Here is a 22,165-nt window from a genome sequence, read left to right as displayed (position 1 = left end):
CGAGCCGGCTCTCGCCGCGCCGCCGGCCGGCCGACCCGCCGCACGACGCGCCGCCGCCGCAGTTGTCCGGCTACGTGTCGATCACGGCCAAGCTGGCCGGGGAAGTCGACCAGTTGCGCGAGAAGCTGCTCGACACGGCGCAGTCGTGGAACATCTGACGGTCGCGGGAATCCGGGCTTCGCGCAGTCGCCTTTCATCTGCCTTTCACAACGACGCACCGGCATCCTGACGGCGGCAGCTTCGGTCGATCCGGCCCCGGAAACATGGCGCTCGGCCGGGGTCGCCGGTGCCGGTTTCTGCCGCGATTTCTGGCTGTCCTGCGCGCCGTTCTCCACCCGGTTAACCGCCCGCCAGGCCCGCCGCGACAGGCCCGACGACGGTTCCGCGCGAAAATCAGCCCTTGCCCCAACCTCCCGGACAGCCGATACTCGCATATTCCGCGAAATACGATCCCACCGGCTTCAATCCACGGTTATTCCTATGAGCACGATTCTCGAAAGCCTCCCGACCGGCCAGAAGGTCGGTATCGCCTTCTCCGGCGGCCTGGACACCAGCGCAGCGCTGCACTGGATGAAACTCAAGGGCGCCGTCCCGTACGCATACACGGCGAACCTCGGCCAGCCCGACGAAGACGATTACGACGCGATCCCGAAACGCGCGATCGAATACGGCGCAGCCGGCGCCCGCCTGATCGACTGCCGCGCGCAGCTCGTCGCCGAAGGCATCGCAGCGCTGCAAAGCGGCGCGTTCCACATCACGACGGCAGGCATCACGTACTTCAACACCACGCCGATCGGCCGCGCCGTGACGGGCACGATGCTCGTCGCCGCGATGAAGGAAGACGGCGTCAACATCTGGGGCGACGGCAGCACGTACAAGGGCAACGACATCGAGCGCTTCTACCGCTACGGCCTGCTCGTGAACCCGGATCTGAAGATCTACAAGCCGTGGCTCGACCAGACGTTCATCGACGAGCTCGGCGGCCGTGCCGAAATGTCCGAATTCATGAACCAGGCCGGTTTCGCGTACAAGATGTCGGCCGAGAAGGCCTACTCGACCGATTCGAACCTGCTCGGCGCGACGCACGAAGCGAAGGATCTCGAAAGCCTCGAGAGCGGCATCAAGATCGTGAACCCGATCATGGGCGTCGCGTTCTGGCGCGACGACGTGAAGATCGCCGCGGAAGAAGTGACGGTACGCTTCGAAGCCGGCCAGCCGGTCGCGCTGAACGGCATCGAGTTCACCGACCCGGTCGAACTGCTGCTGGAAGCGAACCGCATCGGCGGCCGCCACGGCCTCGGCATGAGCGACCAGATCGAGAACCGGATCATCGAGGCGAAGAGCCGCGGCATCTATGAAGCCCCGGGCCTCGCGCTGCTCTACATCGCGTACGAGCGTCTCGTCACCGGCATCCACAACGAAGACACGATCGAGCAATACCGCGAGAACGGCCGCCGCCTCGGCCGCCTGCTGTACCAGGGCCGCTGGTTCGACCCGCAGGCGATCATGCTGCGCGAAACCGCGCAACGCTGGGTCGCGCGCGCGATCACCGGCGAAGTGAAGATCGAACTGCGCCGCGGCAACGATTACTCGATCCTGAGCACGAAGTCGCCGAACCTCACGTACCAGCCGGAACGCCTGTCGATGGAGAAGGTTGCGTCGACGTTCTCGCCGCGCGACCGGATCGGCCAACTGACGATGCGCAACCTCGACATCACCGATACGCGCGACAAGCTGCGCGTGTACTCGCAAGTCGGGCTGCTGACGCCGGGTGAGACGTCGGCGCTGCCGCAGATCAAGGGCGACGAGAAGTAAGTCGCTTCGCTCGACGCCGTGCCGCATCGCTGGATGCGGTACGGTCGGGCAGGCTTGTGTGGGCGCATCCTCTTCGCGCACGCAGCCTGCCGCTCCCTCCGCCTCTTCCCCGCCTCTCCGCCTTCCCTTCCGCTCATCGCATCACACCGCGTGACGTACCAACGGCACTGCACCGCCGCGCCAGTCATGGCAAGCTGCGAGTCTTCCGATTCCCGCGCCGACTCATGACCGCCCTTACCGTCATCCACCTGAACGGCCCGATCAACAGCGGCAAGACGACGATCGGTCTCGCGCTCGCGCACGTGCTGCCCGATGCGCGCTTCATCGACGGCGACGATCACGATGCGCCCGAAGACGCGCCGCTCGACGTGCAGTGGGCAATCGCGCTCGAGCGTCTCGTCACGCAGATCGCGAACGCGCGTGAGCGTCATCTGGTCATCGCCTATCCGATCGGCGAAACGGAATTCGAGCGGCTGCGCGCCGCCTGCGACGCGCGCGATGCGCGCTTGTGCGTCGTGACGCTCGCACCGCCCGAAGCGATCGCGTCGTCGAATCGCGGCTCGCGCGCGCTGACTGACTGGGAGCGGACCCGGATCGCCGAGATGTATCGCGAAGGCTATGCGTCGCGGCCGTTCAGCCAGATGGTGCTCGATACGTCCGATGCGACGCCCGATGCGTGTGCCGCGCGTATCGCGCAGCACGTCGCGGCGACGGAGTCGTAACCGGCACACCTGCCCGGCGCCCTTCAAGTCGGTACACGGATACCTCGCGGCAGTCGCCGCAAAGCAACTTCCCCGACCCAAATAGGAAAACGTTTACTCTTTTGGTGCTTCTTGTTAGCATCGTCCCCGATCGGCTCGAGCAGCTTCACGGAAAGCCGATTGCAAGCCTTGAAAATCCCGCAATATTCAGCATCACTGTTCCAGCCGTCGAGTCTTACCTGCTTTCTGTATTTTGGAGTGCTTTCTACGGGCAACCGATCTCGTTTCGACGATCGTACGCCCAAATAGGAAAACGTTATCCACAACGTGGCGTCCAGCCACGGACCATCAGAGAGAGACACCATGAAGAACAGGATCATCCCGTGCGTCGTCGCCGTTCTGTCCGTAGCGTGCCTGTCCGCGTGCGGCGGCGACGATCCGGCCAGCCCGGCCGCCGCCGCCCGCCAGCAGGCCACCGCGATGGCGCTCAGCCCGTCGAACCCGCCCGGCTCGAACTTCAACCTCGCGCCGTTCACGCTGCAGTTGCCGACCGGCTCGTCCGGCAAGGTCGACACGGTGAGCGGTTCGTCGCTCGCGGGCGGCTACGTGAACCCGACGTATTTCTATACGGACGGCAGCGACGGATCGATGGTGATGATGGACCCGACGCAGGGCTGGACGACGTCCGGGTCGCTGCATCCGCGCACCGAGCTGCGCGAAAACGCGATCTGGCCGACCTCCGGCACCAACCGGCTGAATGCGACGGTGACCGTCGCGCAGGTGCCCGATCACACGACGATCGGCCAGATCTTCCAGGGCAGCGGCCCGAGCAAGCCGCTGTGCGAGCTGCAGTTCACGTCCGGCGGCGTCGTGCAGCTGCTGCTCGAAAGCACCAACCAGGGCGGCAAGTCGACGACCACGCCGATCACCACCGTCGGTGTCGGCAAGAAGTTCAGCTACACGCTGAGCCTGAGCGGGACGACGATCACCGTCACGGCGAACGGCACGACCAAGACCTTCACGATGGATTCGAGTTTCGACGGCGAGAGCTTCTACTTCAAGGCGGGCGACTACGACCAGACGGCCGTGTCGGGCACGCCGCTGACGACGCCCGGCACGATCGTGAAGTTCTACGCGCTGACGCTCACGCATAGCTGATCGAGCGGCACGACGCGCAAATCCGGACGGGCGCGCGTCATGCGCGACCGTCCGGCGTTTCGATGCAAGCGCCGCACCTACGAGTGATGCCGCACACCCGGCACGACGGCTTCCTTCGCGCCCTTGCGGCTCAACATCAGCGTGACGACCGCCGACACTGCCAGCGTGCCCGCCACCACGTAGAGCCCCGCCGCATACCCGCCCGTCACGTGCTTCAGCCAGCCGATCGCGAACGGCCCGACGAACCCGCCGAGATTGCCGATCGAGTTGATCATCGCGATGCCCGCCGCCGCGCCGGCACCCGATAGGAACGTGCTCGGCATCGCCCACAACGGCGCCTTCGCGGCGCTGACCCCGATGTTGACGACGACCAGCGCAAGCACGGTCAGCAGCGCCGTACTCGCCTGCCCCGCGAACACGAAACCGATGCACGCGAGCACGCACGGAATCACGACGTGCCACGTGCGCTCGCCGGTACGATCCGAATGCCGCGCCCACACGATCATCGCGACGACGGCGGCGATGCTCGGAATCCCGGTGAGCAAGCCCGTCTGCAACGCGGTGAAGCCGAACTGCCTGACCATCAGCGGCGCCCACAGGCCGAGCGTGTACAAACCCGCCGACGTGCCGAAGTAGATCAGCGCAAGCGCCAGCACGCGCGGATCGCGCAGCGCCTGCCACGCGCCGGCCGTATGCCCGGCATGCGTGTGGCGCGCATCGGCTTCGGCTTTCAGCTTCGCGACCAGCCAGTCGCGCTCGTCCGCACGCAGCCACGCGGCCTTCGACGGCGAATCGGTCAGGCACCGGAGCACGACGAAGCCGAGCACGACCGCCGGCAGCGCTTCGACGATGTACAGCATCTGCCAGTCGGCGAGCCCGAACATCGGCGGCATCTGCATGATCGCGCCCGACAGCGGCGAACCGATCGCGGTCGAGATCGGTGCGGCCGCCATGAACCACGCGGCGGCCACCGCACGCTGCTTCGCGGGAAACCACAGGCTCAGGTACAGGATGATGCCGGGGAAGAATCCGGCTTCGGCCATGCCGAGCAGGAAGCGCAGCACGTAGAAGCTCGTCGGCCCGGACGCGAATGCGGACACGGCCGACACGATCCCCCACGTGATCATCACGCGTGCGATCCAGATGCGCGCGCCGACGCGATGAAGAATCAGGTTGGACGGCACCTCGAACAGGAAGTAGCCGATGAAGAACAGGCCGCCGCCGAACCCGAATGCGGTCGGCGACAGGCCGATCGCCTTGTTCATCGTCATCGCGGCGAAGCCGACGTTGACGCGATCGAGAAAGCTGACGAAGTAAAGCAGCATCACGAACGGAATGATGCGCCACATCAGTTTCCGCGCGACGCGGGTTTCCAGATCCGCTTGCATGTGTCTCCTCCTTCGAGGTCGAGCCGTCGAGTCGTGCTCGGTGTATGAATGCACGCCGGCGCCGCGGCGAAGCGCGTGGGCCGGCGCGCCCGGCTCGCGTCGGACGCGCGAGTCTCGGGGCAGGAAAATCCGGGGACGATGAACGGACGACGAACGGTTCCGGGTACGCACGCGTGCCGCCGCCAACCGCTAGCCGCTACGTCGCGGCCCGCCTGCCCATCGCCGCCCTGGTCGTCAGGCGGCGACCGCCGCGTTCGCGACGCGCTCGCAAACAGCCGCCGTCACCTGCGCGGTCGTCGCGCTGCCGCCGAGATCGCGCGTGTGCAGCGACGGGTCGGCCGTCACCGCCTCGATCGCCTGCATCACGCGCGCAGCGGCTGCCGCTTCGCCGAGGTGTTCGAGCAGCATCACGACCGACCAGAACGTGCCGACCGGATTCGCGAGCCCCTTGCCCATGATGTCGAACGCGGAGCCGTGGATCGGCTCGAACATCGACGGATAGCGGCGTTCGGGATCGATGTTGCCGGTCGGCGCGATGCCGAGGCTGCCCGCGAGCGCGGCCGCGAGATCGCTGAGGATGTCCGCGTGCAGGTTGGTCGCGACGATCGTGTCGAGCGACGCCGGCCGGTTGACCATGCGCGCGGTCGCCGCATCGACGAGCTCCTTGTCCCACGTGACGTCGGGGAATTCCTGCGCAACCTGCTTCGCGATCTCGTCCCACATCACCATCGCGTGCCGCTGCGCGTTGCTCTTCGTGATCACGGTCAGCAGCTTGCGCGGACGCGACTGCGCGAGCCGGAACGCGAAGCGCATGATGCGTTCGACGCCGGCGCGCGTGAGGATCGACACGTCGGTCGCGGCCTCGATCGGATGGCCCTGGTGCACGCGGCCGCCGACGCCCGCGTATTCACCTTCGGAATTCTCGCGGACGATCACCCAGTTCAGGTCGTCGGGCCCGCAGCGCTTCAGCGGCGCATCGATGCCGGGCAGGATGCGCGTCGGGCGCACGTTCGCGTACTGGTCGAAGCCCTGGCAGATCTTCAGGCGCAGCCCCCACAGCGTCACGTGGTCCGGCACGTCCGGGTCGCCCGCCGAGCCGAACAGGATCGCGTCCTTGCCGCGCAATGCGTCGAGGCCATCGGCCGGCATCATCGCGCCGTGCTGGCGGTAGTAGTCGGCGCCCCAGTCGAAATCCTCGAACTCGAACGCGAAGCGGTCGCTGCCGCGAGCCAGCGCTTCCAGCACCTGCTTGCCGGCCGGCACCACTTCCTTGCCGATCCCGTCGCCGGGAATCGTTGCGATACGGTAGGTCTTCATGTGCACATCCTCGATTGATCGTCAGCGTGGAGGCACTTTACCGAACCAGAAGTACCGGAACCGGTGCTAGACTCAAAGCATCTTTAACTTGAATTCACGAATCCCGTCATGACGGATACCGTCCAGCCGGCTGATCTCGGCTTCTTCTCGACGCTGGCCGCGTCGGGCAGCCTGAGCGCGGCCGCGCGCGAACTCGGGCTGACCGCGGCGGCCGTCAGCAAGCGGCTCACGCTGATGGAGCGGCGCGCGGGCGTCACGCTCGTGAACCGCACGACGCGGCGGATGATGCTGACGCCCGAAGGCGACGTGTATCTCGACTACGCGCGCCGAATCCTCGACCAGATGGACGAACTCGGCGAACTGCTCGGCAGCGCGAAGCAGCGCCCGAAGGGGCTGCTGCGCGTGAACGCGACGCTCGGCTTCGGGCGCAACCAGGTCGGCCCCGCGATCTCGCGCTTCGTCGCGCGCTATCCCGAGGTGTCGGTGCAACTGCAGTTGTCGGTGATGCCGCCGCCGCTCACCGACGACGCGTTCGACGTATGCATCCGCTTCGGCGAGCCACCCGATACACGGGTCGTCGCGCGGCGGCTCGCGCCGAACCGCCGGCTGCTGTGCGCGGCGCCCGCGTATCTCGCGCGGCACGGCACACCCGCTACCCCGCACGACCTGACGCGGCACAACTGCATCGGCATCCGGCAGGGCGACGAGAGTTACGGCGTCTGGCGCCTGACGAGCGGGCGCGGCGCGGCACGCCATACGGAAGCCGTGCGGATCAACGGCAACCTGACGACGAACGACGGCGAGATCGCCGTGAAATGGGCGCTCGACGGGCACGGGATCCTGATGCGCGCGGAATGGGATCTGCGCGACTATCTCGCCGACGGCCGCCTGGTCGTCGTGCTGCCCGACCACGAGACGCCGAGCGCCGACATCTATGCGGTGTATGCGCAGCGTCACCAGATGTCCACGCGGATTCGGGCGTTCGTCGATTTTCTGGCGGGTGAACTGGGGCGGTGATCGGGACGCAGGAAACGACGCGTGTCGATCCGGGAGAGGCAAACGTGCGGCTCGCTCAAAAGAGCCAATATTTCAGCGATTTCATCAAAAAATCGCCAGAATATTGACACGCTCATATGAGCCGGCAGCCCCCGGATTCACGCGCGGCTGGCACCGACCGCTCCTCCAGGACAACCCGACGGGATCATCGATCCGCTTCCGCAATATCGTCGGTCAACAGAGAACACCCACGACGATTGCGAGCCGTTTAACGCGCCTGATTCGACACGCGCGGATCAAGCGGCGGCCATCTGGGCGTCCACCTGATCAACCCTGTCCACGACGCCCACCATCGGCCGCCACACTCGTGCGGTGAGCATGCCCGCCTGCTCGCCCACCGCCGCGCCGAACCGCTCCGCAATCCAGTCGACGAATGCGCGCACGCCGGGCGACACATGCGGGCGCTTCACGTAGACGGCCGACACCGCGATCGCGTCGGGCCGCCAGCGCGGCAGCACTTCCCGCAACCGCCCCGCATCGATCAGCGCCTGCGCGGCAACGCGCGGCGGCTGGATCAGCCCGAGGCCATGCACGCCGCACGCCAGATACGCCTGCTCGTCGTCCACGGTGACGATTCCGTCGAGCCGCACCTTGCGCACCGCACCATCGACGAGGAAATCGAGTTCGGCCGTGCGCTGGCCCGGCACGGACGACACGCTGACCGCGCGATGCGAGGCCAGATCATCGAGCGTACGCGGCACGCCGTGGCGGTCGAGATACGCGGGGCTCGCGCAGGTCACGCGCTCGAGCATGCCGAGCCGGCGCGCGACGAGCGACGAATCGGGCAGCTCGCCGAGCCGGACGCTGCAGTCGACCGCATCGCCGACGCGATCGGCCGCGCGCCCGGACACACCCAACATCAGCACCAGATCGGGATGCCGGGCATGAAACGCGCCGAGCGCCGGCAGCACGATCGCGTCCGCGACCGCCGGCGGCAGCTCGACGCGCAGCGGCCCGCTCGGATGCAGCGCGGCGCCACGAATGCTGGCTTCTAGCTCGTCGACGTCCGCCGTGATGCGCACGCAGCGCCGGTAATACGCGTCGCCTTCGGGCGTCGTCCGCAGCGCGCGCGTCGTGCGCACCAGCAACGGCATGCCGAGCGCCGTTTCGAGCTCCTGCACGGTCCGCGTCGCGGTGGCGCGCGAAATGCCGAGCGCCTGCGCCGCACGCGTAAAGCTGTTCATTTCGACGATGCGCGTGAAGATGCGCATCGCGCGGATCGGATTGTCCACCGGACACCCCTGCATGTTGGCCGCATGCCGCGGCGCGTGCTTGCGCGCCGTGCATGCGTATCGAGGAACGCCGCGCCGCCCGCGCGGCAGAGAAGGTTCAGCCGTTCGCCGCCACGGCGCCGCGCGCCGGTTCGTCGAGCAGCCGCTGCGCCAGCGCGAGCGCGTCGTCGCGGGTGGCCGCCGCGTTCAGCGGATAGCCCCACACCTTCTCGAACGCGCCCGAGAAGGCATTGAGCGCCACGCGCCGCGACGCGTCGGGCTCGATCGCGATCATCGCGGGAATCCATTCACGCGACTGCGCGCGGTTGGCCTTGCTCCACTTCGCGAGTTGCTTGCGCAGTTCGTGATCGTCGCCGCCGCGATCGTCGCCGGACGGCGCGTCGTCGGTCAGAAGAACGAACGGTTCGCGACGCGCCAGCAACGCGTCGAGTTCGGCGAGCAGGCGGGCGGGATCGGTATGCGTCGAACCGGTGTAACGCAACCAGACAAACGGGAATTCGGTCGTGACGATTTGCATGTCGGCCTCCAGATGAGAACGATTCTCATTTTATGGATCGAGGCCCACCGCGTCATTTGTCGTCCCGGCCAACCGCTTGCTCAATCCGGCCAATCGCGCATGCGTGCGCGGGCCGCGCCGTCCGCGCTGTCCGCGCCGCTCAGCGTTGCCGGTCGGTGAGGAATTGCGTCGGCGACTTGCCGGTCGCCTTGCGGAACATCGTCACGAAGCTGCTCGCGCTCTCGTAGCCGAGATCGATCGCGATCTGGTGCACGCGGCGGCCGGTCGTCAGCATCCGCAGCGACAGCGCGACGTGTAGCCGCCGGCGCCAGTCGCCGAGGCTCATCCCCAGTTCCTTCGCCGCGAGCCGCGTCAGGCTGCGCTCGCTGATGCCCACGCGCCCCGCGAGTTCGGCCAGCGGCGACTTGTCGGCCGGATCGTCGAGCAGATGGTCGATCAGCTTGCGCAGCCGCCGGTCGGCCGGCATCGGCAGGTACAGATCCTCGACCGGCGCCGCGACGAGTTCGTCGAGCAGCGTCGCGATCAATCGCCCCTGCGGCCCGTCGACGTCGTACAGGTTCGGGAAGCTCGCCGCCTTCAGCAGCAGTTCGCGCAGCAGCGGCGACACCGACAGCGTGCAGCAGCGCGCGGGCAGGTCGAGCGCGGCGTCGGGTTCGACCAGCACCGCGTAGAACGTCGCGCCGGCCGAGCCGCGCGCCGCATGCGGGACGTCGCCCGGAATCCACACCATGCATTGCGGCGGCGCGCTCCACACGCCGCCGTCGATCTCGCAGTAGATGACACCGCTCAACGTGTAGAGCAGTTGCGCCTGCGGATGGCTGTGCCGCTCGAGCCGCCATTCGGGCTCGACGACCGAGCCGCCGAACACGACGAGCGGGCGCGGCACATGGAAGACTTCGTCATCCGCTGCGGGATCGGTGGTCGGTGGAAGCTTGCGCATGAAACGGTGGACGATGGAGGAAGCCGGACGCGCTGCCCGCGCGCCTTTTCGTGCTTATACCAGAAAGGGGCCGGTGCGGCCGTGCGGTTGCCCGGGCTACGTCTGCAGCCGTACGCCGAAGCGAATACAATGCCCCGATCCCCCGCCGTTGCGCCCACCTGCCGGAGCCGCCATGTTCGACCTGACCACGCTGACCACTTTCACGGCCGTCGTCCTGGGCCTGTTCCTGATTCCCGGCCCCGCCGTGCTGCTCGTGCTGAGCCGCACCGTGCAGGGCGGCCGCAAGACCGGCATCCTGACCGGCCTCGGCGTCGCCAGCGGCGATTTCGTGCATACGCTGTTCGCGGCCGTCGGCCTGTCGGCGCTGCTGATGACGTCGGCGCTCGCGTTCAACGTCGTGAAGGTGGTCGGCGCCGCGTATCTGATCTACCTCGGCGTGCGCGCGCTGATCGAGAAGCCGTCCGATCCGTCGCTGCCGAGCGTGTCGCCCGTCACGCCGCTCAAGGCGTACCTGCAGGCGATTCCCGCCGAAGTGCTGAATCCGAAGACCGCGCTGTTCTTCCTCGCGTTCATGCCGCAGTTCGTGCATCCGGAACGCGGCTCGACGTTCGTGCAGTTCGCGGTGCTCGGGCTGATCTTCGTCGTGCTCAGTTCGCTCTACACGACGCTGATCGCGTGCTCGATCCGTCCGCTCGGCCGCATCGTGAAGCGGCTCACGTGGCTCACGCGCTGGCAGGGGAAGATCATCGGCTCGATCTTCATCGCGCTCGGGCTGCGCGTGGCCGTGCAGCAGCGCTGACACGCACGACCGCATGACGTCCGCCGCGGCGCCCGCCGGCGAAGCCCTCTACACCGACCCGCGCCTCGTCGCGATCTACGATCTGTTCAACGCGGGCGACCAGGATTTCGCGTTCTACGCCTCCGTGATCGGCGCCGCGCGGCAACGCATCCTCGATCTCGGCTGCGGCACCGGCACCTTCGCGCGCCGGCTCGCGGCGGCCGGGCACGACGTCGTCGCGATCGATCCCGCGCCGGCGATGATCGAATACGCGCGACGCCAGCCCGGCGCCGACGCCGTGCATTGGCTCGCGTGCGGGCTCGACAGCCTGCCGCCTGGCGCACCACCGTTCGATGCGGTCGTGATGACGGGGCATGCGTTCCAGTGCCTGCTGACCGACACCGACATCGACGCGACACTTCGCGGCGTGCGGCGCGTACTCGCCGACGGCGGCCGCTTCCTGTTCGACACCCGTAATCCGCGTGTCGCGCCGTGGCGTGCATGGACGCCGGCGCATTCGGCACGCAGCGTCGAGTCGCGCGAAGCGGGCATCGTCGACCTTCATCACGCGGTGCGCTCGGTAGACGGTGCGATCGTGACGTTCGACACGCACTACCGCTTCCGCCGCGACGACACGGTGCTCACGAACACGAGCCGGCTGCGTTTCATTGCACAACCCGACCTGCAGGCGCGCGTGATCGCAAGCGGATTCTCGTCGGCCGACTGGTACGGCGACTGGCAGCACGCGCCGTTCGACGACGCGACCAGCGCGGAGATCATCGCGATCTGCCGCGCCTGAGTGCGTGCGCGTTCCGCTACCGCGTCAGCCCGCCACGGGCAGCGTGTCCACCGCATACGCATGCCGCAGCGTGCGACCCAGCACCGGATCCTCCAGCTCGACCTCGAACCGCTCGGCCGGCCGGATGCCACCGATCGCCGCAAGCGTGCCGCAGAGCATCACTGTACCGTCGACGAAGCGGCCGTCATGGCGTGCAAACTGCGCGAGCAGGTCGTCCGGTGCGCGCATCGCGGTCACCTTGCCTTCCTGATACAGCACGCGCTCGCCGTCGATCGTTGCGTACGCACGCAGCACGAGCTGATCCCAGTGCCCGGCCACGTCGTCGAATTTCCACAGCGTGTTCGCGCACGGCTTGCCGCACATCTGCTTCGACACCGTGATCCCGTAGGTCTCGACTTCACGATCGGTGTGGTCGGACGCGATGCCGACGAAGGTCTCGCCGCCGTCGCGCACCAGTACGAATTCCGCTTCGCCGCTGCTCTGCCCGCCCGATACCTGGATCGCCGGCGACGGATCGAGGCGATCGGCCGCGACGCGGTAGAACACGGGCGTCGCCGCCGGGCGCCTGACGCCCAGTTCCTCCAGCTCGCGGATGTGCTGCTCCATGGCGACCGTGTCGCGGCCGGTCCAGCCCGCGATCACGAGCGTGTCGATCGCGATCGCGCGCTCGGTACGGCCGTCGCGACCGTCGATCGCGAACGTGATGGTTTTCATCGAATGCTCCTCGTGGCGGGCAGCGCACGCGCTGCGTGCAGCCGCCCGCCGTGTGTCGTGGATCGGCCGTGCTTACGCCGGGTCGTAGTAGTGAATTTCCAGCAGCACGCAGCCGCCGTTCGACTTGAACGGGCCGTGCCATGCACCGGGCGGACGCACCGCATACGTGTAACCCTTGAACGGCGTGCCGCCGTTGCCGTGCTCGTCGTTGCCGACGGTCAGGTCGCCCTCGACGAGAAACACCTCTTCCCAGTAGTCGTGCACGAACGGCTTCTTCGTGTGCAGCCCGGCCGGCAGGCGCAGCAGGCGCGTGCGGCTGCCGCGCTTGCGCTCGGTGTCGAGCGCGCCGGACAGGATCAGTTCCTGCGCGCCGGACGCCGGGTCATAGCCTTCCGGCAGCCGCCAGTCGCGCTGCATGTCCAGCGTATGGAATTCGTCGTGAAGCTTGTTGATGGCCATCTGTCTCTCCTGTGGCAATAGTGGGTAAGTCGGACGCACGGCGACGCATCAAGCGGCGCGCGGCGTCGACAGTTCCTGGTTCAGCGAATAGCTGCCGAGCATCGAATCGACCAGATGCGACGCGCGCTGCCAGTCGTACGTGCGATACGCGTGCCCCTTCGTGACGAACGACGCGCCGGCATAGAACAGCTCGTACTGGTTGTGGCGCGACGCGAATTCGGAGCCGACCGCATCCCACGCGAGCTTGAAGAACTTCACGCGGTCCTCGGACGAACACACGGGCGACTTCTGCGTCTTCTCGATGATGCGCAGCAGGTCGGGGTTCTCGAAGTCGCGCACACTGGACGGCAGCATGATCATTCCGCCGCCGGCGAGCTCGCGCAGCGTGTTGAGCACCTTCGAATAGAGCTGCTGCGTGACGACCTGCGAGCCGTACAGCATGTTGCGGTCGGGCACGTAGAAGCCGTTGACGACGGTGCCCTTCGCTTCCATCCCGTAGACCCACGCCTCGACCATCGACGCTTCGGCCGCGAGCTGGCCCAGCGTTTCGCGCACCTGCGGGAACGTATTCGTGCCGTTGACTTCGGAGATCTTCAGCCCGAGCCCGACGAGGAAGCGCAGCTTCGTCATCAGCCGCACCTGGCATTGGTAGTTCTGGTACACGTGCGCGGGCGTCGCGTGGAACTGCTTCGCGCACATCGCCGTGTTGCCGGCGACGAAGATCCGTTCCCACGGCACCTTCACGTCGTCGAAATACAGCACCGCGTCGTTTTCGTCGAAGCGGCTCGACAGCGGGTTGTCGAACACCGACGTCGCGTTCTCCTCGTACGACTTGCGCGACAGGATCTTCATGCCCTTCGCGTTCATCGGCACCGCGAACGACAGCGCGTACATCTCGTCGCCTTCGCGCAGCGGCTGGATGCAGCTGCAGAACACCTCGTTCGCCATGATCCCGCTCGTCGCAAGCATCTTCGCGCCGCGCACCGTGATGCCTTCGGCATCCTGATCGACGATGCCGACCGCGAGGTACTTGTCCTCCTGCTCGTGCGCGGACTTCGACTGGTTCGCCTGCGGATTCACGATCACGTAGGTCAGGAACAGGTCGTTGTCACGCGCATAGCGGTAGTAGTCGCGCAGTGCGCCCGCGCGCGCCGGATCGTATTGCTCGAACACGTCGGCGCCCATATACATACCGGACAGGCACGACGCGACGTGATCCGGCGAGCGGCCCATGAAGCCGTAATGCAGCTCCGACCACGCTTCCATCGCGGCGCGGCGTTCGACGAGTTCGTCGTAGGACGTCGGCAGTTGCCAGATCCGGCTGACGCGGTTGCCCGAGTCGGGCGACACGAACGTCATCTTCTCGACGTTCTCGTCGCGCGCCTGGTAGTCGTACAGGCTCGCGTAGCTGCGGATCGAATTGCGGAATGCCGCGTGCGCGGTCACGTCGCCGACCGGCTGGCCGTTCAGGTAGACCTGCCGCCCGTCGCGCAGCGACGCGATGTGCTGAGTCCCGTTCTTGATCATGGTGTCCTCCAGGGTGGAATGAAGCGTGGGTTGCATTCAGGCAGACGGCGCGTGCAGGCCGTCGAGCGTGCGGTAGCGGCCGCCGAAGAAGATCAGCGGACGCCCTTCCGAGCGCACGCAATGCCGCGTCACGCGGCCGACGAAGATCACGTGATCGCCGCCGTCGTACTGCGCGTAGGGTTCGCATTCGAAGGTCGCGAGCGCGTCGGGCAGCAGCACCGCGCCTTCGTCATCGGCTGCGTCGGCACGCCAGCCCCACTTGTCGCCGTTCGCTTTCGCGAAGCAGTTCGACAGGTGCTGCTGCGACTCGTCGAGCACGTTGACCGCATAGCCGCCCGCGCCGGCCAGGTCGCCGAGGCTCAGGCTGCGACGATCGACCGAGAACAGGATCAGCGGCGGGTCCAGCGACACCGAATTGAACGACGCGACCGTGATGCCGATCGGCATCCCCTCTTTGCGCGGGGCAGTAATCACCGCGACGCCCGTCGCGAACATCGACAGCGCGGTGCGAAAGCGCCGCTGCTCGTCGGCGCCCGCGCCGGTTCCGGCATGGTTCTCGCTCATCTCGTCCTCCTTGGGTTGCATCGCCGGATTCCGCGGTGGAATCCGGCCCAACAAAGCACCGTTATTTAGCTTTGTTATTTAGCTTTTATTAAATGTAAACACAAAGACGGGTTCAAGCTGTCGTAAACCCTGATCTTGAAAGCTTTGTTTGAAAGACAACCCTACTGGCGGGATGGATGTTGCGCGGCGTCCGGGAATGTCCACGTACACTGCGGCTACCCTGTTCCGCGGGGCTTTCGTGCCCTGCGGGAGACACCGCTTTCCGGAGCCGCATCGATGCAATCCCGTCCGATCTACATGGACTACAGCGCGACGACGCCCGTCGATCCGCGCGTGGTCGACAAAATGGTGCCGTTCCTGCACGAGCAGTTCGGCAACCCTGCTTCACGCAGCCACAGCTACGGCTGGGAGGCCGAGCAGGCCGTCGAGGAAGCGCGCGCGCACGTCGCCGCGCTGCTCGGCGCCGATCCACGCGAAATCGTGTGGACGTCCGGCGCGACCGAGGGCAACAACCTCGCGATCAAGGGCGCCGCGCACTTCTACCAGGGCAAGGGCAAGCACCTCGTCACGGTGAAGACCGAGCACAAGGCCGTGCTCGATACCTGCCGGGAACTCGAACGCCAGGGTTTCGACGTCACGTACCTCGACGTGCGTGAAGACGGCCTGCTCGATGTCGATGCCGTGCGGCAGGCGCTGCGCGCCGACACGATCCTGGTGTCGGTAATGCTCGCGAACAACGAAACGGGCGTGATCCAGCCGGTGGCCGAGATCGGCGCGCTGTGCCGCGCGCGCGGCATCGTGTTCCATTGCGACGCCGTGCAGGCGGCCGGCAAGATTCCGGTCGACGTGAATGCGCTGAACGTCGACCTGCTGACGGTGACCGCACACAAGGTCTACGGCCCGAAGGGCATCGGCGCGCTGTACGTGCGCCGCAAGCCGCGCGTGCGGATCGAAGCGCAGATGCACGGCGGCGGCCACGAGCGCGGGATGCGCTCGGGCACGCTGCCGACGCACCAGATCGTCGGGATGGGCGAGGCGTTCCGGCTCGCGAAGGAAGAGATGGCGGAAGAAAGCCGCCGCGTCGGTGCATTGCGCGACCGGCTGCTAGCGGGCCTGTCGACGCTCGACGAGGTTTACGTGAACGGCGATCTCGCCCGCCGGATTCCGCACAACCTGAACGTCAGCTTCAATTTCGTCGAAGGCGAATCGCTGATCATGGGAATCAAGGGTGTCGCGGTGTCGTCAGGCTCCGCATGCACGTCGGCATCGCTGGAGCCGTCGTACGTGCTGCGCGCGCTGGGCCGCAGCGACGAGCTAGCGCACAGCTCGATCCGCTTCACGCTCGGCCGCTTCACGACCGAGGCTGAAGTGGACAGCGTGATCGCGCAGGTGCGCGACACGGTCGGCAAGCTGCGTGAGCTGAGCCCGCTGTGGGACATGCATCTCGAAGGGGTCGACCTGAATACGATCGAGTGGGCCGCGCACTGAGCGCGGCCGAAGCGTCAGGCCAGCCGGCGATCGCGGGCGGGCCTGCAGCTCGCGCGTCAGCCTTTTTCCTGGCGCGCGATCAGGTGGGCGAGATCGAGCGTCGCGCGATCGCCATTGGTGACGAGGCGGTCGATCACCGAGCAGAGTGCCTTGAATTCGGTCTTCGTCACGCCCTCGAACAGCACGTTGTTGATGCGCTGCTGCGTCTCGGTGAGCGCCTTCAGCAGCTTCGAGCCGGCCGGCGTGACCGTGAGCCGCATCTTGCGCTTGTCGTCGGGGTCCGAGCGTTTGTCGATCAGGCCGAGCTTCTTCAGCTTGCCGGTCTCGATCGTGACGAATGCGCCGCTCAGGTGCAGGTGATCGGCGAGACGGTTGACGGTCACGACGTCGTCGTGCGACAGATGCGCGACCGAAATGAGCAGCGAATACTGGATGCCGGTGAGGCCGATCAGCGAGCCGAAGCCGTCGCGCACCGACAGCAGGCGGGCCGCGAACGGCAGCAGCCCGTTGATCAGGTGACGAAATTCCGTGTCCGTGCCGTCGATCAGGCAGGCCGGGTTGGTAATGGTCAGAACGGACTCCTCTTGCTGCTTGGCCATGACTTCGACGCTCCGTACGGTCATGCGAATTTAGCTTTGAAACGAAATTATACGGCAAAGGCACATGCGCCCCTGGCCCGGCCCGGCCGGTGCATGCGTCCCGATTTCCCGATACAGGAGGCTCGTCCATGCCCTTCCCGCTTCATCCCGCGTCGGTTCGCGCGCTGCTCGAATGCTATCTGCGCGCGAAGGACCTGAACCGTCCCGCGCTGATCGCCGACTGCTTCGCGGCCGATGCCGAGCTGAGCTTTTCGCTCGCGAACGACGACATCGACTTTCCGCCGCGCGTGGCGGGCGCGGCTGCGATTGCGCGCACGCTGGTCGAGGAATTCGGCGAGCGGTTCGAGCGATGCCGGACCTATTACGTCTGCACGGAACCCGAAGTCGACCCGCACGGCGTCAGCGGGATGTCGTGGCTCGTCGTGATGCGGCAGAAGGACAACGGCGCATTGCGGATCGGGCATGGCACATACCGCTGGCAGTTCGCGGGCAACGGCAAAAGCGAAGACGCCGCGCGGATTGCCGCGCTGCACATTCATATCGCACGGATGGATACGATCGACGATCCGCAGTCGGTGAAACTCGATGCGCTGCACGCGGCGTTCGGATATCCGTGGCTGCCGCCGCACGCGTTCGAGCGCGGGCTCGCGGACGTCGCGACAGCGCAGCCGGAATGGGCATTTCTGGCGCCGTTCCGGCACGCAGCGGCGGCCGGTTGAAGCACGGCCGGGCACGCAACCGCATCACGCCGCGGGCGCTACCCCCCGCGCCCGGCAAGGAGCTGCGCGGCCGTCATCACGCGCGGATCGTCGCTCGTCAGATCCGCGCCGTAATAGGCAATCGTCGCGCGATCGTCGAGCACTAGCGGAATCGCGACCCGCCCGCACAACGTCCGCTCGACCGCTTCGCCGAACGTGAATCCGCACAGATACACGCCGTCGACCACGCAATTCGTCGCGAACACGCGTCCGACTGCATCGACATAAAACTCGACGTACCCGAGATCGTCCTCGGCAACGCCGACCATCGTCGTCCCGAGCGCCTGTTCCCACGCGACAATCTGGTGATCCTTGCGCGCCGGCGCATGAAACGAGATCCCCATCCGCGCGCAGGTTTCTCCACGGCGATCGGCACGATCGGCCCCCACGACCAACCCGTCGAACGCGCGCAGAATCGCATCGCCCGGATGTTCGCCATCATGCGATGACACTCGGCCATCGGCATTGCCACGCCAACCGGCTGCAACGAACAGCGGCCGGACAGTCCCGGGAATCTCGATCACGACCATGCTCCTGTAGTTTTTGCACACGATACGGCGCACGCGCACACGCCGCCGTTAAGGCATCACGCCCGCCGGCGCGTCACCGCGCCCCGTCGAGCGCCTGCCGCACGCCCTCCCACTCCAACCCGAACCGCGCCAGATACTTGCGCAGCCGGTCCGCGTCGTTCGGCTGCTTCTTGCTCTGCCGCGATACCGCGAACAGCGTGCGCCCGGCTTCCGACAGGCTTGCCGACACGCGGCACACGTCGAGCACGCGCTCAAGCTGCGCACGGTCGAACAGGTCGAGTTCCGCCGCACGCGCGCCGAACACCGCGTCGACACATGCATCGGACGCCCCCGCGCCGCCCGGCGGCGACCACGTGCGCGTCAGCCGTTCGACTTCCTGCTCGGCGAGCGCTTCGGTAATCCGCCCGGCATCGGCCAACGTCGCCATTCGCGTAACCGATGCGGACAGCTCGCGGAAGTTGCCGGCCCACGCCGCGCGCGGCGACGCGGCGAACGCGAGATAGCGCCGCTTCGCCTCGACGTTGAACCGCACCTGCTCGCCCTGCTCACGGCCGAAACGGTCGAGTTCGAATTCGAGGTTCGGCTCGATGTCCTCGCGGCGCTCGGCCAGCCCCGGCAGTTCGTACGTCCACAGGTTGATCCGCGCGTAGAGATCCTCGCGGAACGTGCCGGCCGCCACCATCTGCCGCAGGTCGCGGTGCGTGCCCGCGATCAGCTCGAAATCGCTGGTCGCCTCGACGTCCGCGCCCACCGGCAGGAAACGCTTCTCCTCGATCGCCTTCAGCAGCATCGCCTGTTCGTCGAGCCCGAGTTCGCCGATCTCGTCGAGAAACAGCAGGCCGCCGTCCGCCGCGCGCAGCAGGCCGGCACGCGCCGACTGCGCGCCCGTGAACGCGCCCTTCACGTGACCGAACAGCGTCGACATCGCCGCGTCGCCGCGCAGCGTCGCGCAGTTGATCTCGATGAACGGGCCTGCGAGCCGATGGCGGCCGCGCTTCAGCTCGTACACGCGCTTCGCGAGAAACGACTTGCCGGCGCCGGTCGGCCCGACCAGCAGCATCGGCGCGCGCGAACGCACGGCCACGCGCTCCAGTTGCTCGATCAGCGCGTTGAAGCGCGCGTTGCGGGTCGCGATGCCGGCCTTCAGGAACGACACGGTTTCGTCGCGCTCGCGCGTGAAGCGCTGTGCGATCCGGTTGTAACGCGACAGGTCGAGATCGATCACCGATATCGTGCCCGGCCCGCTCGGACCCTCGTCGGTCTGCTTCGGCGGCCCCGTCTGCACGAGTCGCGCGGGCAGGTAGCGCGCTTCCGCCAGCAGGAACCAGCAGATCTGCGCGACGTGCGTGCCGGTCGTGATGTGGATCAGGTAATCCTCGTGTTCGAGGTCGAACGGATACGCACGCGCATAGTCGTGCAGCGTCGCATAGACCTCCTCGAAATCCCACGGATCGTGGAGCGTGACCGGCGTGAGCCGCACGTCGGTGTGCGGCGACAGTCGCGCGAGATCGTCCCGCACCTGGTTGGCGAGACGCGTGTAGTCCAGCGAATGCAGCAGTTCGAGCCGGTCGATCGGCAGGTCGGGCTGCTCGCACAGCGAAATCGTCGGCCGCCATTTGCGGTAACGGCGCGGCGCGCGGCCGCCCTGGTCGAGCACGGTGCCGAGAAAACCAATGGCGACGGTCTTTCGCATGTTTATCTCATGGGATAAGAAGCGATCCGATTGTATCGGATTTTCTTGATGACGCGAGGCAGGAGGCATCGACGCCCCGCCACGCATCACAAATAAATCCCCTTTATTTTCAATACGTTAATAAATATTCGAAGCACAAACGAGCCCACTGGCACGCTCCTCGCTAAATAGAAAGCGCCGGATGTCCCGCTGGCCCACGAGCCAGGGTTCAACAAGCCCTGCTGGTGCGCCGCCGCCGAACCTCGTTCGTTGCGGCAGCGCATGCCGCCATGGACAGATGAAGGCAAACGGGCGCGCGCCAGGATGCTTCGTCCGGGTTCGAATCCCGGGGCGCCCATTGTTCGGAAGCTCATTCAGGTCGAGCAGCCGGCGAAAGCCGGCCGGTGGCGGGTTCGAATCCCGCTCGAACACTGTCCGCAAGGACAGTCTCTTGAAAGAAGCAGTACCCGCCGGTGCGGGCCGCAAGGCCCGCCGCGCGTCGGACCGGTTGCGGTTCCGCGCGATCGGCCGGACGGCCGCACGGCCCGCGCGAAGGCGCACGACGACGCGATGCAGGATGCGTCGCCGCGCACTTCGACGCCGGGCCAGCGCGCCGCCCGCCCGGTTGCGTCGCCCCGCGATCCGCACGATGCGTGTCACCCGGCGGTCATTGAAGAAAAGGACAAGAATATGTGGATGCGACATGTAGTGAAAAAGAACGAACGCGCGCTGCTGATGAATGAGGGCGATTTCGTGAAGGTGCTGGAACCGGGTGTGTTCAAGGCCTTCGATCCGTTCAAGCGCCTGTCGGTGCAGACCGCGCGTCTCGACGCGCCGCTCGCCGACGCGGCACTGGCCGATTACCTGCGTCACGACGCACCGGACGTGCTCGCCCGGCACTTCGTCGCGATGGATCTCGCCGATGACGAAGCGGGCCTGCGCTACGAAGACGACGTGCTCGTCGAGATCCTGGCGCCGGGCACGCGCCGGCTGTACTGGCGCGGCCTGACCGCGCACCGTCTCGAACGCGTCGATCTCGCGCAGGACAGCATGCTGCCGGCCGCGCTCGTGAAGCGCATCGCGCAACCGGCGCTGCGTGCACGCGGTGTGGCGGGCCTGACGGGCGTGCTGCTGGCGCAGGTGCCGGCGTACCACGTCGGCGTGCTGAAGATCGACGGCAAGATCGAGCGGTTGCTGGACGCAGGCGTCGCGGCGTTCTGGCGCTTCAACCGCGACGTCGCGGTCGAACTCGTCGACCTGCGTTTGCAGGCGATCGAAGTCGGCGGACAGGAAATCCTGACGCGCGACAAGGTCGCGCTGCGGCTGAACCTGTCGGCGACGTGGTGCTATGCGGACGTGCTGCATGCGTTCGGCCAGTTGCAGAAGCCGGTCGAACACCTGTATCGCGAGCTGCAGTTCGCACTGCGATCGGCGGTCGGCACGCGCTCGCTCGACGAACTGCTGGAAGACAAGCAGTCGATCGACGAGGTCGTGATCACGCAGGTGCGCGCCCGCCTCGGCCATTCGGGCGTGGAGGTGCGCAGCGTCGGTGTGAAGGATATCGTGCTGCCGGGCGACATGAAGACGATCCTCGCGCAGGTGGTTGAAGCGGAGAAGTCCGCGCAGGCGAACGTGATTCGCCGCCGCGAGGAAACGGCGGCCACGCGTTCGCTGTTGAACACCGCGAAGGTGATGGAAGAAAACCCGACCGCGCTGCGGCTCAAGGAGCTGGAAACGCTCGAGCGCGTCGCGGAACGGATCGACCGCATCTCGGTGTTCGGCGGTCTCGACCAGGTGCTGAACGGGCTCGTCAGCATCAAGGGCACGTAGCGAATGAACGGGCACGGCGCACGGGCGCCGTGCCTCATGAAAGCAGCAAGGTGATGAACATGAGTGAAATGGATTACCAGGTAATGGAACTGGCCAACGGCAAGCCGGTGAAGATGTGGACGCAAGGCGTCGCCGTCGAAGACGAAGCGCGCGCGCAACTGCGCAACACCGCGCAGATGCCGTTCATCTTCAGCCACGTCGCGGTGATGCCGGACGTCCACCTCGGCAAGGGCTCGACGATCGGCAGCGTGATCCCGACGAAGGGCGCGATCATTCCGGCCGCGGTCGGCGTCGACATCGGCTGCGGGATGATGGCCGCGCGA

General features: G+C 66.7%; 23 protein-coding genes, 1 tRNA gene and 1 pseudogene. 12 read left to right on the top strand and 13 right to left on the bottom strand.

Annotation, left to right across the window (positions count from 1 at the left end):
• The 3 genes and pseudogenes from G3N93_RS12995 to G3N93_RS12985 all read left to right on the top strand — a co-directional run.
• Positions 1-158: pseudogene (locus G3N93_RS12995) on the top strand (FUSC family protein); the annotation flags it as partial.
• 322 nt (positions 159-480) lie between these two features.
• Positions 481-1,815: an argininosuccinate synthase gene (gene argG, locus G3N93_RS12990; RefSeq protein ID WP_206133177.1), complete on the top strand. Its 1,335-nt coding sequence runs from the start codon at positions 481-483 to the stop codon at positions 1,813-1,815.
• A gap of 224 nt (positions 1,816-2,039) precedes the next feature.
• The gene (locus G3N93_RS12985) at positions 2,040-2,537 is read left to right on the top strand and encodes a shikimate kinase (protein ID WP_206133176.1); all 498 of its coding nucleotides are present in this window, start codon (positions 2,040-2,042) and stop codon (positions 2,535-2,537) included.
• A 23-nt stretch (positions 2,538-2,560) separates the two neighbouring features.
• Here the strand turns inward: G3N93_RS12985 and G3N93_RS12980 are convergent, their stop codons facing one another.
• The gene (locus G3N93_RS12980) at positions 2,561-2,896 is read right to left on the bottom strand and encodes a hypothetical protein (protein ID WP_206133175.1); all 336 of its coding nucleotides are present in this window, start codon (positions 2,894-2,896) and stop codon (positions 2,561-2,563) included.
• On the opposite strand from G3N93_RS12980, the gene G3N93_RS12975 reads away from it, so the two are divergent.
• On the top strand, positions 2,880-3,674 hold the full coding sequence (locus G3N93_RS12975) for a polysaccharide lyase family 7 protein (RefSeq protein ID WP_206133174.1): 795 nt from the start codon (positions 2,880-2,882) through the stop codon (positions 3,672-3,674). The genes G3N93_RS12980 and G3N93_RS12975 overlap by 17 nt on opposite strands.
• 77 nt (positions 3,675-3,751) lie before the next feature.
• On the opposite strand, the gene G3N93_RS12970 is transcribed toward G3N93_RS12975, so the two are convergent.
• A complete protein-coding gene (locus tag G3N93_RS12970; RefSeq protein WP_206133173.1) occupies positions 3,752-5,062 on the bottom strand; it encodes an MFS transporter in 1,311 nt (436 codons plus the stop codon).
• Positions 5,063-5,296: 234 nt separating this feature from the next.
• Complete coding sequence (locus tag G3N93_RS12965) at positions 5,297-6,379, bottom strand: tartrate dehydrogenase (RefSeq protein ID WP_206133172.1); 1,083 nt, start codon at positions 6,377-6,379, stop codon at positions 5,297-5,299.
• A 108-nt stretch (positions 6,380-6,487) separates the two neighbouring features.
• Between G3N93_RS12965 and G3N93_RS12960 the strand changes: the two genes are divergently transcribed.
• A complete protein-coding gene (locus G3N93_RS12960) occupies positions 6,488-7,396 on the top strand; it encodes a LysR substrate-binding domain-containing protein (RefSeq protein WP_174982342.1) in 909 nt (302 codons plus the stop codon).
• Between the two features lie 275 nt (positions 7,397-7,671).
• Here G3N93_RS12960 and G3N93_RS12955 read toward each other — a convergent pair whose 3' ends face one another.
• The 3 genes from G3N93_RS12955 to G3N93_RS12945 all read right to left on the bottom strand — a co-directional run bounded on the left by G3N93_RS12955 (position 7,672) and on the right by G3N93_RS12945 (position 10,124).
• A complete protein-coding gene (locus G3N93_RS12955; protein WP_206133171.1) occupies positions 7,672-8,667 on the bottom strand; it encodes a LysR family transcriptional regulator in 996 nt (331 codons plus the stop codon).
• 97 nt (positions 8,668-8,764) lie between these two features.
• Positions 8,765-9,184 (bottom strand): ATP--cob(I)alamin adenosyltransferase, encoded by a 420-nt coding sequence (locus tag G3N93_RS12950; protein WP_174940798.1) that lies wholly within the window; start codon positions 9,182-9,184, stop codon positions 8,765-8,767.
• A gap of 139 nt (positions 9,185-9,323) precedes the next feature.
• Positions 9,324-10,124: a helix-turn-helix domain-containing protein gene (locus G3N93_RS12945; RefSeq protein ID WP_174938914.1), complete on the bottom strand. Its 801-nt coding sequence runs from the start codon at positions 10,122-10,124 to the stop codon at positions 9,324-9,326.
• Between the two features lie 172 nt (positions 10,125-10,296).
• Between G3N93_RS12945 and G3N93_RS12940 the strand changes: the two genes are divergently transcribed.
• Both G3N93_RS12940 and G3N93_RS12935 read left to right on the top strand, forming a co-directional pair.
• Positions 10,297-10,923 (top strand): LysE family translocator, encoded by a 627-nt coding sequence (locus G3N93_RS12940; RefSeq protein ID WP_069250940.1) that lies wholly within the window; start codon positions 10,297-10,299, stop codon positions 10,921-10,923.
• A gap of 13 nt (positions 10,924-10,936) precedes the next feature.
• Positions 10,937-11,701, top strand: a complete 765-nt coding sequence (locus tag G3N93_RS12935) for a bifunctional 2-polyprenyl-6-hydroxyphenol methylase/3-demethylubiquinol 3-O-methyltransferase UbiG (protein ID WP_174982345.1) — start codon at positions 10,937-10,939, stop codon at positions 11,699-11,701.
• A 24-nt stretch (positions 11,702-11,725) separates the two neighbouring features.
• Here the strand turns inward: G3N93_RS12935 and G3N93_RS12930 are convergent, their stop codons facing one another.
• The 4 genes from G3N93_RS12930 to G3N93_RS12915 all read right to left on the bottom strand — a co-directional run bounded on the left by G3N93_RS12930 (position 11,726) and on the right by G3N93_RS12915 (position 14,986).
• Positions 11,726-12,415, bottom strand: a complete 690-nt coding sequence (locus G3N93_RS12930) for a DUF2848 domain-containing protein (protein WP_174982347.1) — start codon at positions 12,413-12,415, stop codon at positions 11,726-11,728.
• A gap of 72 nt (positions 12,416-12,487) precedes the next feature.
• Entirely contained in the window at positions 12,488-12,874 is a 387-nt protein-coding gene (locus G3N93_RS12925; protein WP_011356002.1) for a hypothetical protein, read from the bottom strand.
• A gap of 48 nt (positions 12,875-12,922) precedes the next feature.
• The gene (locus G3N93_RS12920; protein ID WP_206133170.1) at positions 12,923-14,401 is read right to left on the bottom strand and encodes a 4-hydroxyphenylacetate 3-hydroxylase family protein; all 1,479 of its coding nucleotides are present in this window, start codon (positions 14,399-14,401) and stop codon (positions 12,923-12,925) included.
• 36 nt (positions 14,402-14,437) lie between these two features.
• Complete coding sequence (locus tag G3N93_RS12915; RefSeq protein ID WP_206133169.1) at positions 14,438-14,986, bottom strand: flavin reductase family protein; 549 nt, start codon at positions 14,984-14,986, stop codon at positions 14,438-14,440.
• A gap of 255 nt (positions 14,987-15,241) precedes the next feature.
• Between G3N93_RS12915 and G3N93_RS12910 the strand changes: the two genes are divergently transcribed.
• The gene (locus tag G3N93_RS12910; RefSeq protein ID WP_206133168.1) at positions 15,242-16,453 is read left to right on the top strand and encodes an IscS subfamily cysteine desulfurase; all 1,212 of its coding nucleotides are present in this window, start codon (positions 15,242-15,244) and stop codon (positions 16,451-16,453) included.
• A gap of 56 nt (positions 16,454-16,509) precedes the next feature.
• Here the strand turns inward: G3N93_RS12910 and G3N93_RS12905 are convergent, their stop codons facing one another.
• A complete protein-coding gene (locus tag G3N93_RS12905; RefSeq protein WP_206133167.1) occupies positions 16,510-17,052 on the bottom strand; it encodes a MarR family winged helix-turn-helix transcriptional regulator in 543 nt (180 codons plus the stop codon).
• A gap of 128 nt (positions 17,053-17,180) precedes the next feature.
• Between G3N93_RS12905 and G3N93_RS12900 the strand changes: the two genes are divergently transcribed.
• Positions 17,181-17,771 (top strand): nuclear transport factor 2 family protein, encoded by a 591-nt coding sequence (locus tag G3N93_RS12900; protein ID WP_206133166.1) that lies wholly within the window; start codon positions 17,181-17,183, stop codon positions 17,769-17,771.
• 38 nt (positions 17,772-17,809) lie between these two features.
• Here G3N93_RS12900 and G3N93_RS12895 read toward each other — a convergent pair whose 3' ends face one another.
• Entirely contained in the window at positions 17,810-18,262 is a 453-nt protein-coding gene (locus G3N93_RS12895; RefSeq protein WP_307873408.1) for an SUKH-3 domain-containing protein, read from the bottom strand.
• Between the two features lie 151 nt (positions 18,263-18,413).
• On the bottom strand, positions 18,414-20,033 hold the full coding sequence (gene rtcR / locus G3N93_RS12890; protein ID WP_174938924.1) for an RNA repair transcriptional activator RtcR: 1,620 nt from the start codon (positions 20,031-20,033) through the stop codon (positions 18,414-18,416).
• A 338-nt stretch (positions 20,034-20,371) separates the two neighbouring features.
• Here rtcR and G3N93_RS12885 point away from each other — a divergent pair.
• From G3N93_RS12885 to G3N93_RS12875, 3 genes are all read left to right on the top strand, one after another.
• A tRNA-Phe gene (locus tag G3N93_RS12885) sits at positions 20,372-20,444 on the top strand.
• Between the two features lie 258 nt (positions 20,445-20,702).
• Positions 20,703-21,842, top strand: a complete 1,140-nt coding sequence (locus tag G3N93_RS12880; RefSeq protein WP_206133164.1) for a slipin family protein — start codon at positions 20,703-20,705, stop codon at positions 21,840-21,842.
• A 59-nt stretch (positions 21,843-21,901) separates the two neighbouring features.
• Positions 21,902-22,165, top strand: a 264-nt coding sequence (locus G3N93_RS12875) for an RtcB family protein (RefSeq protein ID WP_277396540.1), incomplete at its 3' end; no start/stop codon positions are given.

Source organism: Burkholderia sp. Se-20378, from assembly GCF_017104665.1.
Lineage (GTDB): Bacteria > Pseudomonadota > Gammaproteobacteria > Burkholderiales > Burkholderiaceae > Burkholderia > Burkholderia lata.
The sequence above is the reverse complement of the archived record's forward strand: the minus strand, read 5'-3'. Positions and strand labels throughout refer to the sequence as shown.

Coding starts and splice junctions, on each gene's coding strand:
- G3N93_RS12910 (WP_206133168.1), top strand. CDS start 15,242: ATGCAATCCCGTCCGATCTACATGGACTACAGCGCGACGACGCCCGTC.
- G3N93_RS12980 (WP_206133175.1), bottom strand. CDS start 2,896: ATGATCCTGTTCTTCATGGTGTCTCTCTCTGATGGTCCGTGGCTGGAC.
- G3N93_RS12985 (WP_206133176.1), top strand. CDS start 2,040: ATGACCGCCCTTACCGTCATCCACCTGAACGGCCCGATCAACAGCGGC.
- G3N93_RS12970 (WP_206133173.1), bottom strand. CDS start 5,062: ATGCAAGCGGATCTGGAAACCCGCGTCGCGCGGAAACTGATGTGGCGC.
- argG (WP_206133177.1), top strand. CDS start 481: ATGAGCACGATTCTCGAAAGCCTCCCGACCGGCCAGAAGGTCGGTATC.
- G3N93_RS12900 (WP_206133166.1), top strand. CDS start 17,181: ATGCCCTTCCCGCTTCATCCCGCGTCGGTTCGCGCGCTGCTCGAATGC.
- G3N93_RS12920 (WP_206133170.1), bottom strand. CDS start 14,401: ATGATCAAGAACGGGACTCAGCACATCGCGTCGCTGCGCGACGGGCGG.
- G3N93_RS12965 (WP_206133172.1), bottom strand. CDS start 6,379: ATGAAGACCTACCGTATCGCAACGATTCCCGGCGACGGGATCGGCAAG.
- G3N93_RS12935 (WP_174982345.1), top strand. CDS start 10,937: ATGACGTCCGCCGCGGCGCCCGCCGGCGAAGCCCTCTACACCGACCCG.
- G3N93_RS12960 (WP_174982342.1), top strand. CDS start 6,488: ATGACGGATACCGTCCAGCCGGCTGATCTCGGCTTCTTCTCGACGCTG.
- G3N93_RS12915 (WP_206133169.1), bottom strand. CDS start 14,986: ATGCAACCCAAGGAGGACGAGATGAGCGAGAACCATGCCGGAACCGGC.
- G3N93_RS12950 (WP_174940798.1), bottom strand. CDS start 9,184: ATGCAAATCGTCACGACCGAATTCCCGTTTGTCTGGTTGCGTTACACC.
- G3N93_RS12975 (WP_206133174.1), top strand. CDS start 2,880: ATGAAGAACAGGATCATCCCGTGCGTCGTCGCCGTTCTGTCCGTAGCG.
- G3N93_RS12930 (WP_174982347.1), bottom strand. CDS start 12,415: ATGAAAACCATCACGTTCGCGATCGACGGTCGCGACGGCCGTACCGAG.
- G3N93_RS12940 (WP_069250940.1), top strand. CDS start 10,297: ATGTTCGACCTGACCACGCTGACCACTTTCACGGCCGTCGTCCTGGGC.
- G3N93_RS12905 (WP_206133167.1), bottom strand. CDS start 17,052: ATGGCCAAGCAGCAAGAGGAGTCCGTTCTGACCATTACCAACCCGGCC.
- rtcR (WP_174938924.1), bottom strand. CDS start 20,033: ATGCGAAAGACCGTCGCCATTGGTTTTCTCGGCACCGTGCTCGACCAG.
- G3N93_RS12945 (WP_174938914.1), bottom strand. CDS start 10,124: ATGCGCAAGCTTCCACCGACCACCGATCCCGCAGCGGATGACGAAGTC.
- G3N93_RS12880 (WP_206133164.1), top strand. CDS start 20,703: ATGTGGATGCGACATGTAGTGAAAAAGAACGAACGCGCGCTGCTGATG.
- G3N93_RS12925 (WP_011356002.1), bottom strand. CDS start 12,874: ATGGCCATCAACAAGCTTCACGACGAATTCCATACGCTGGACATGCAG.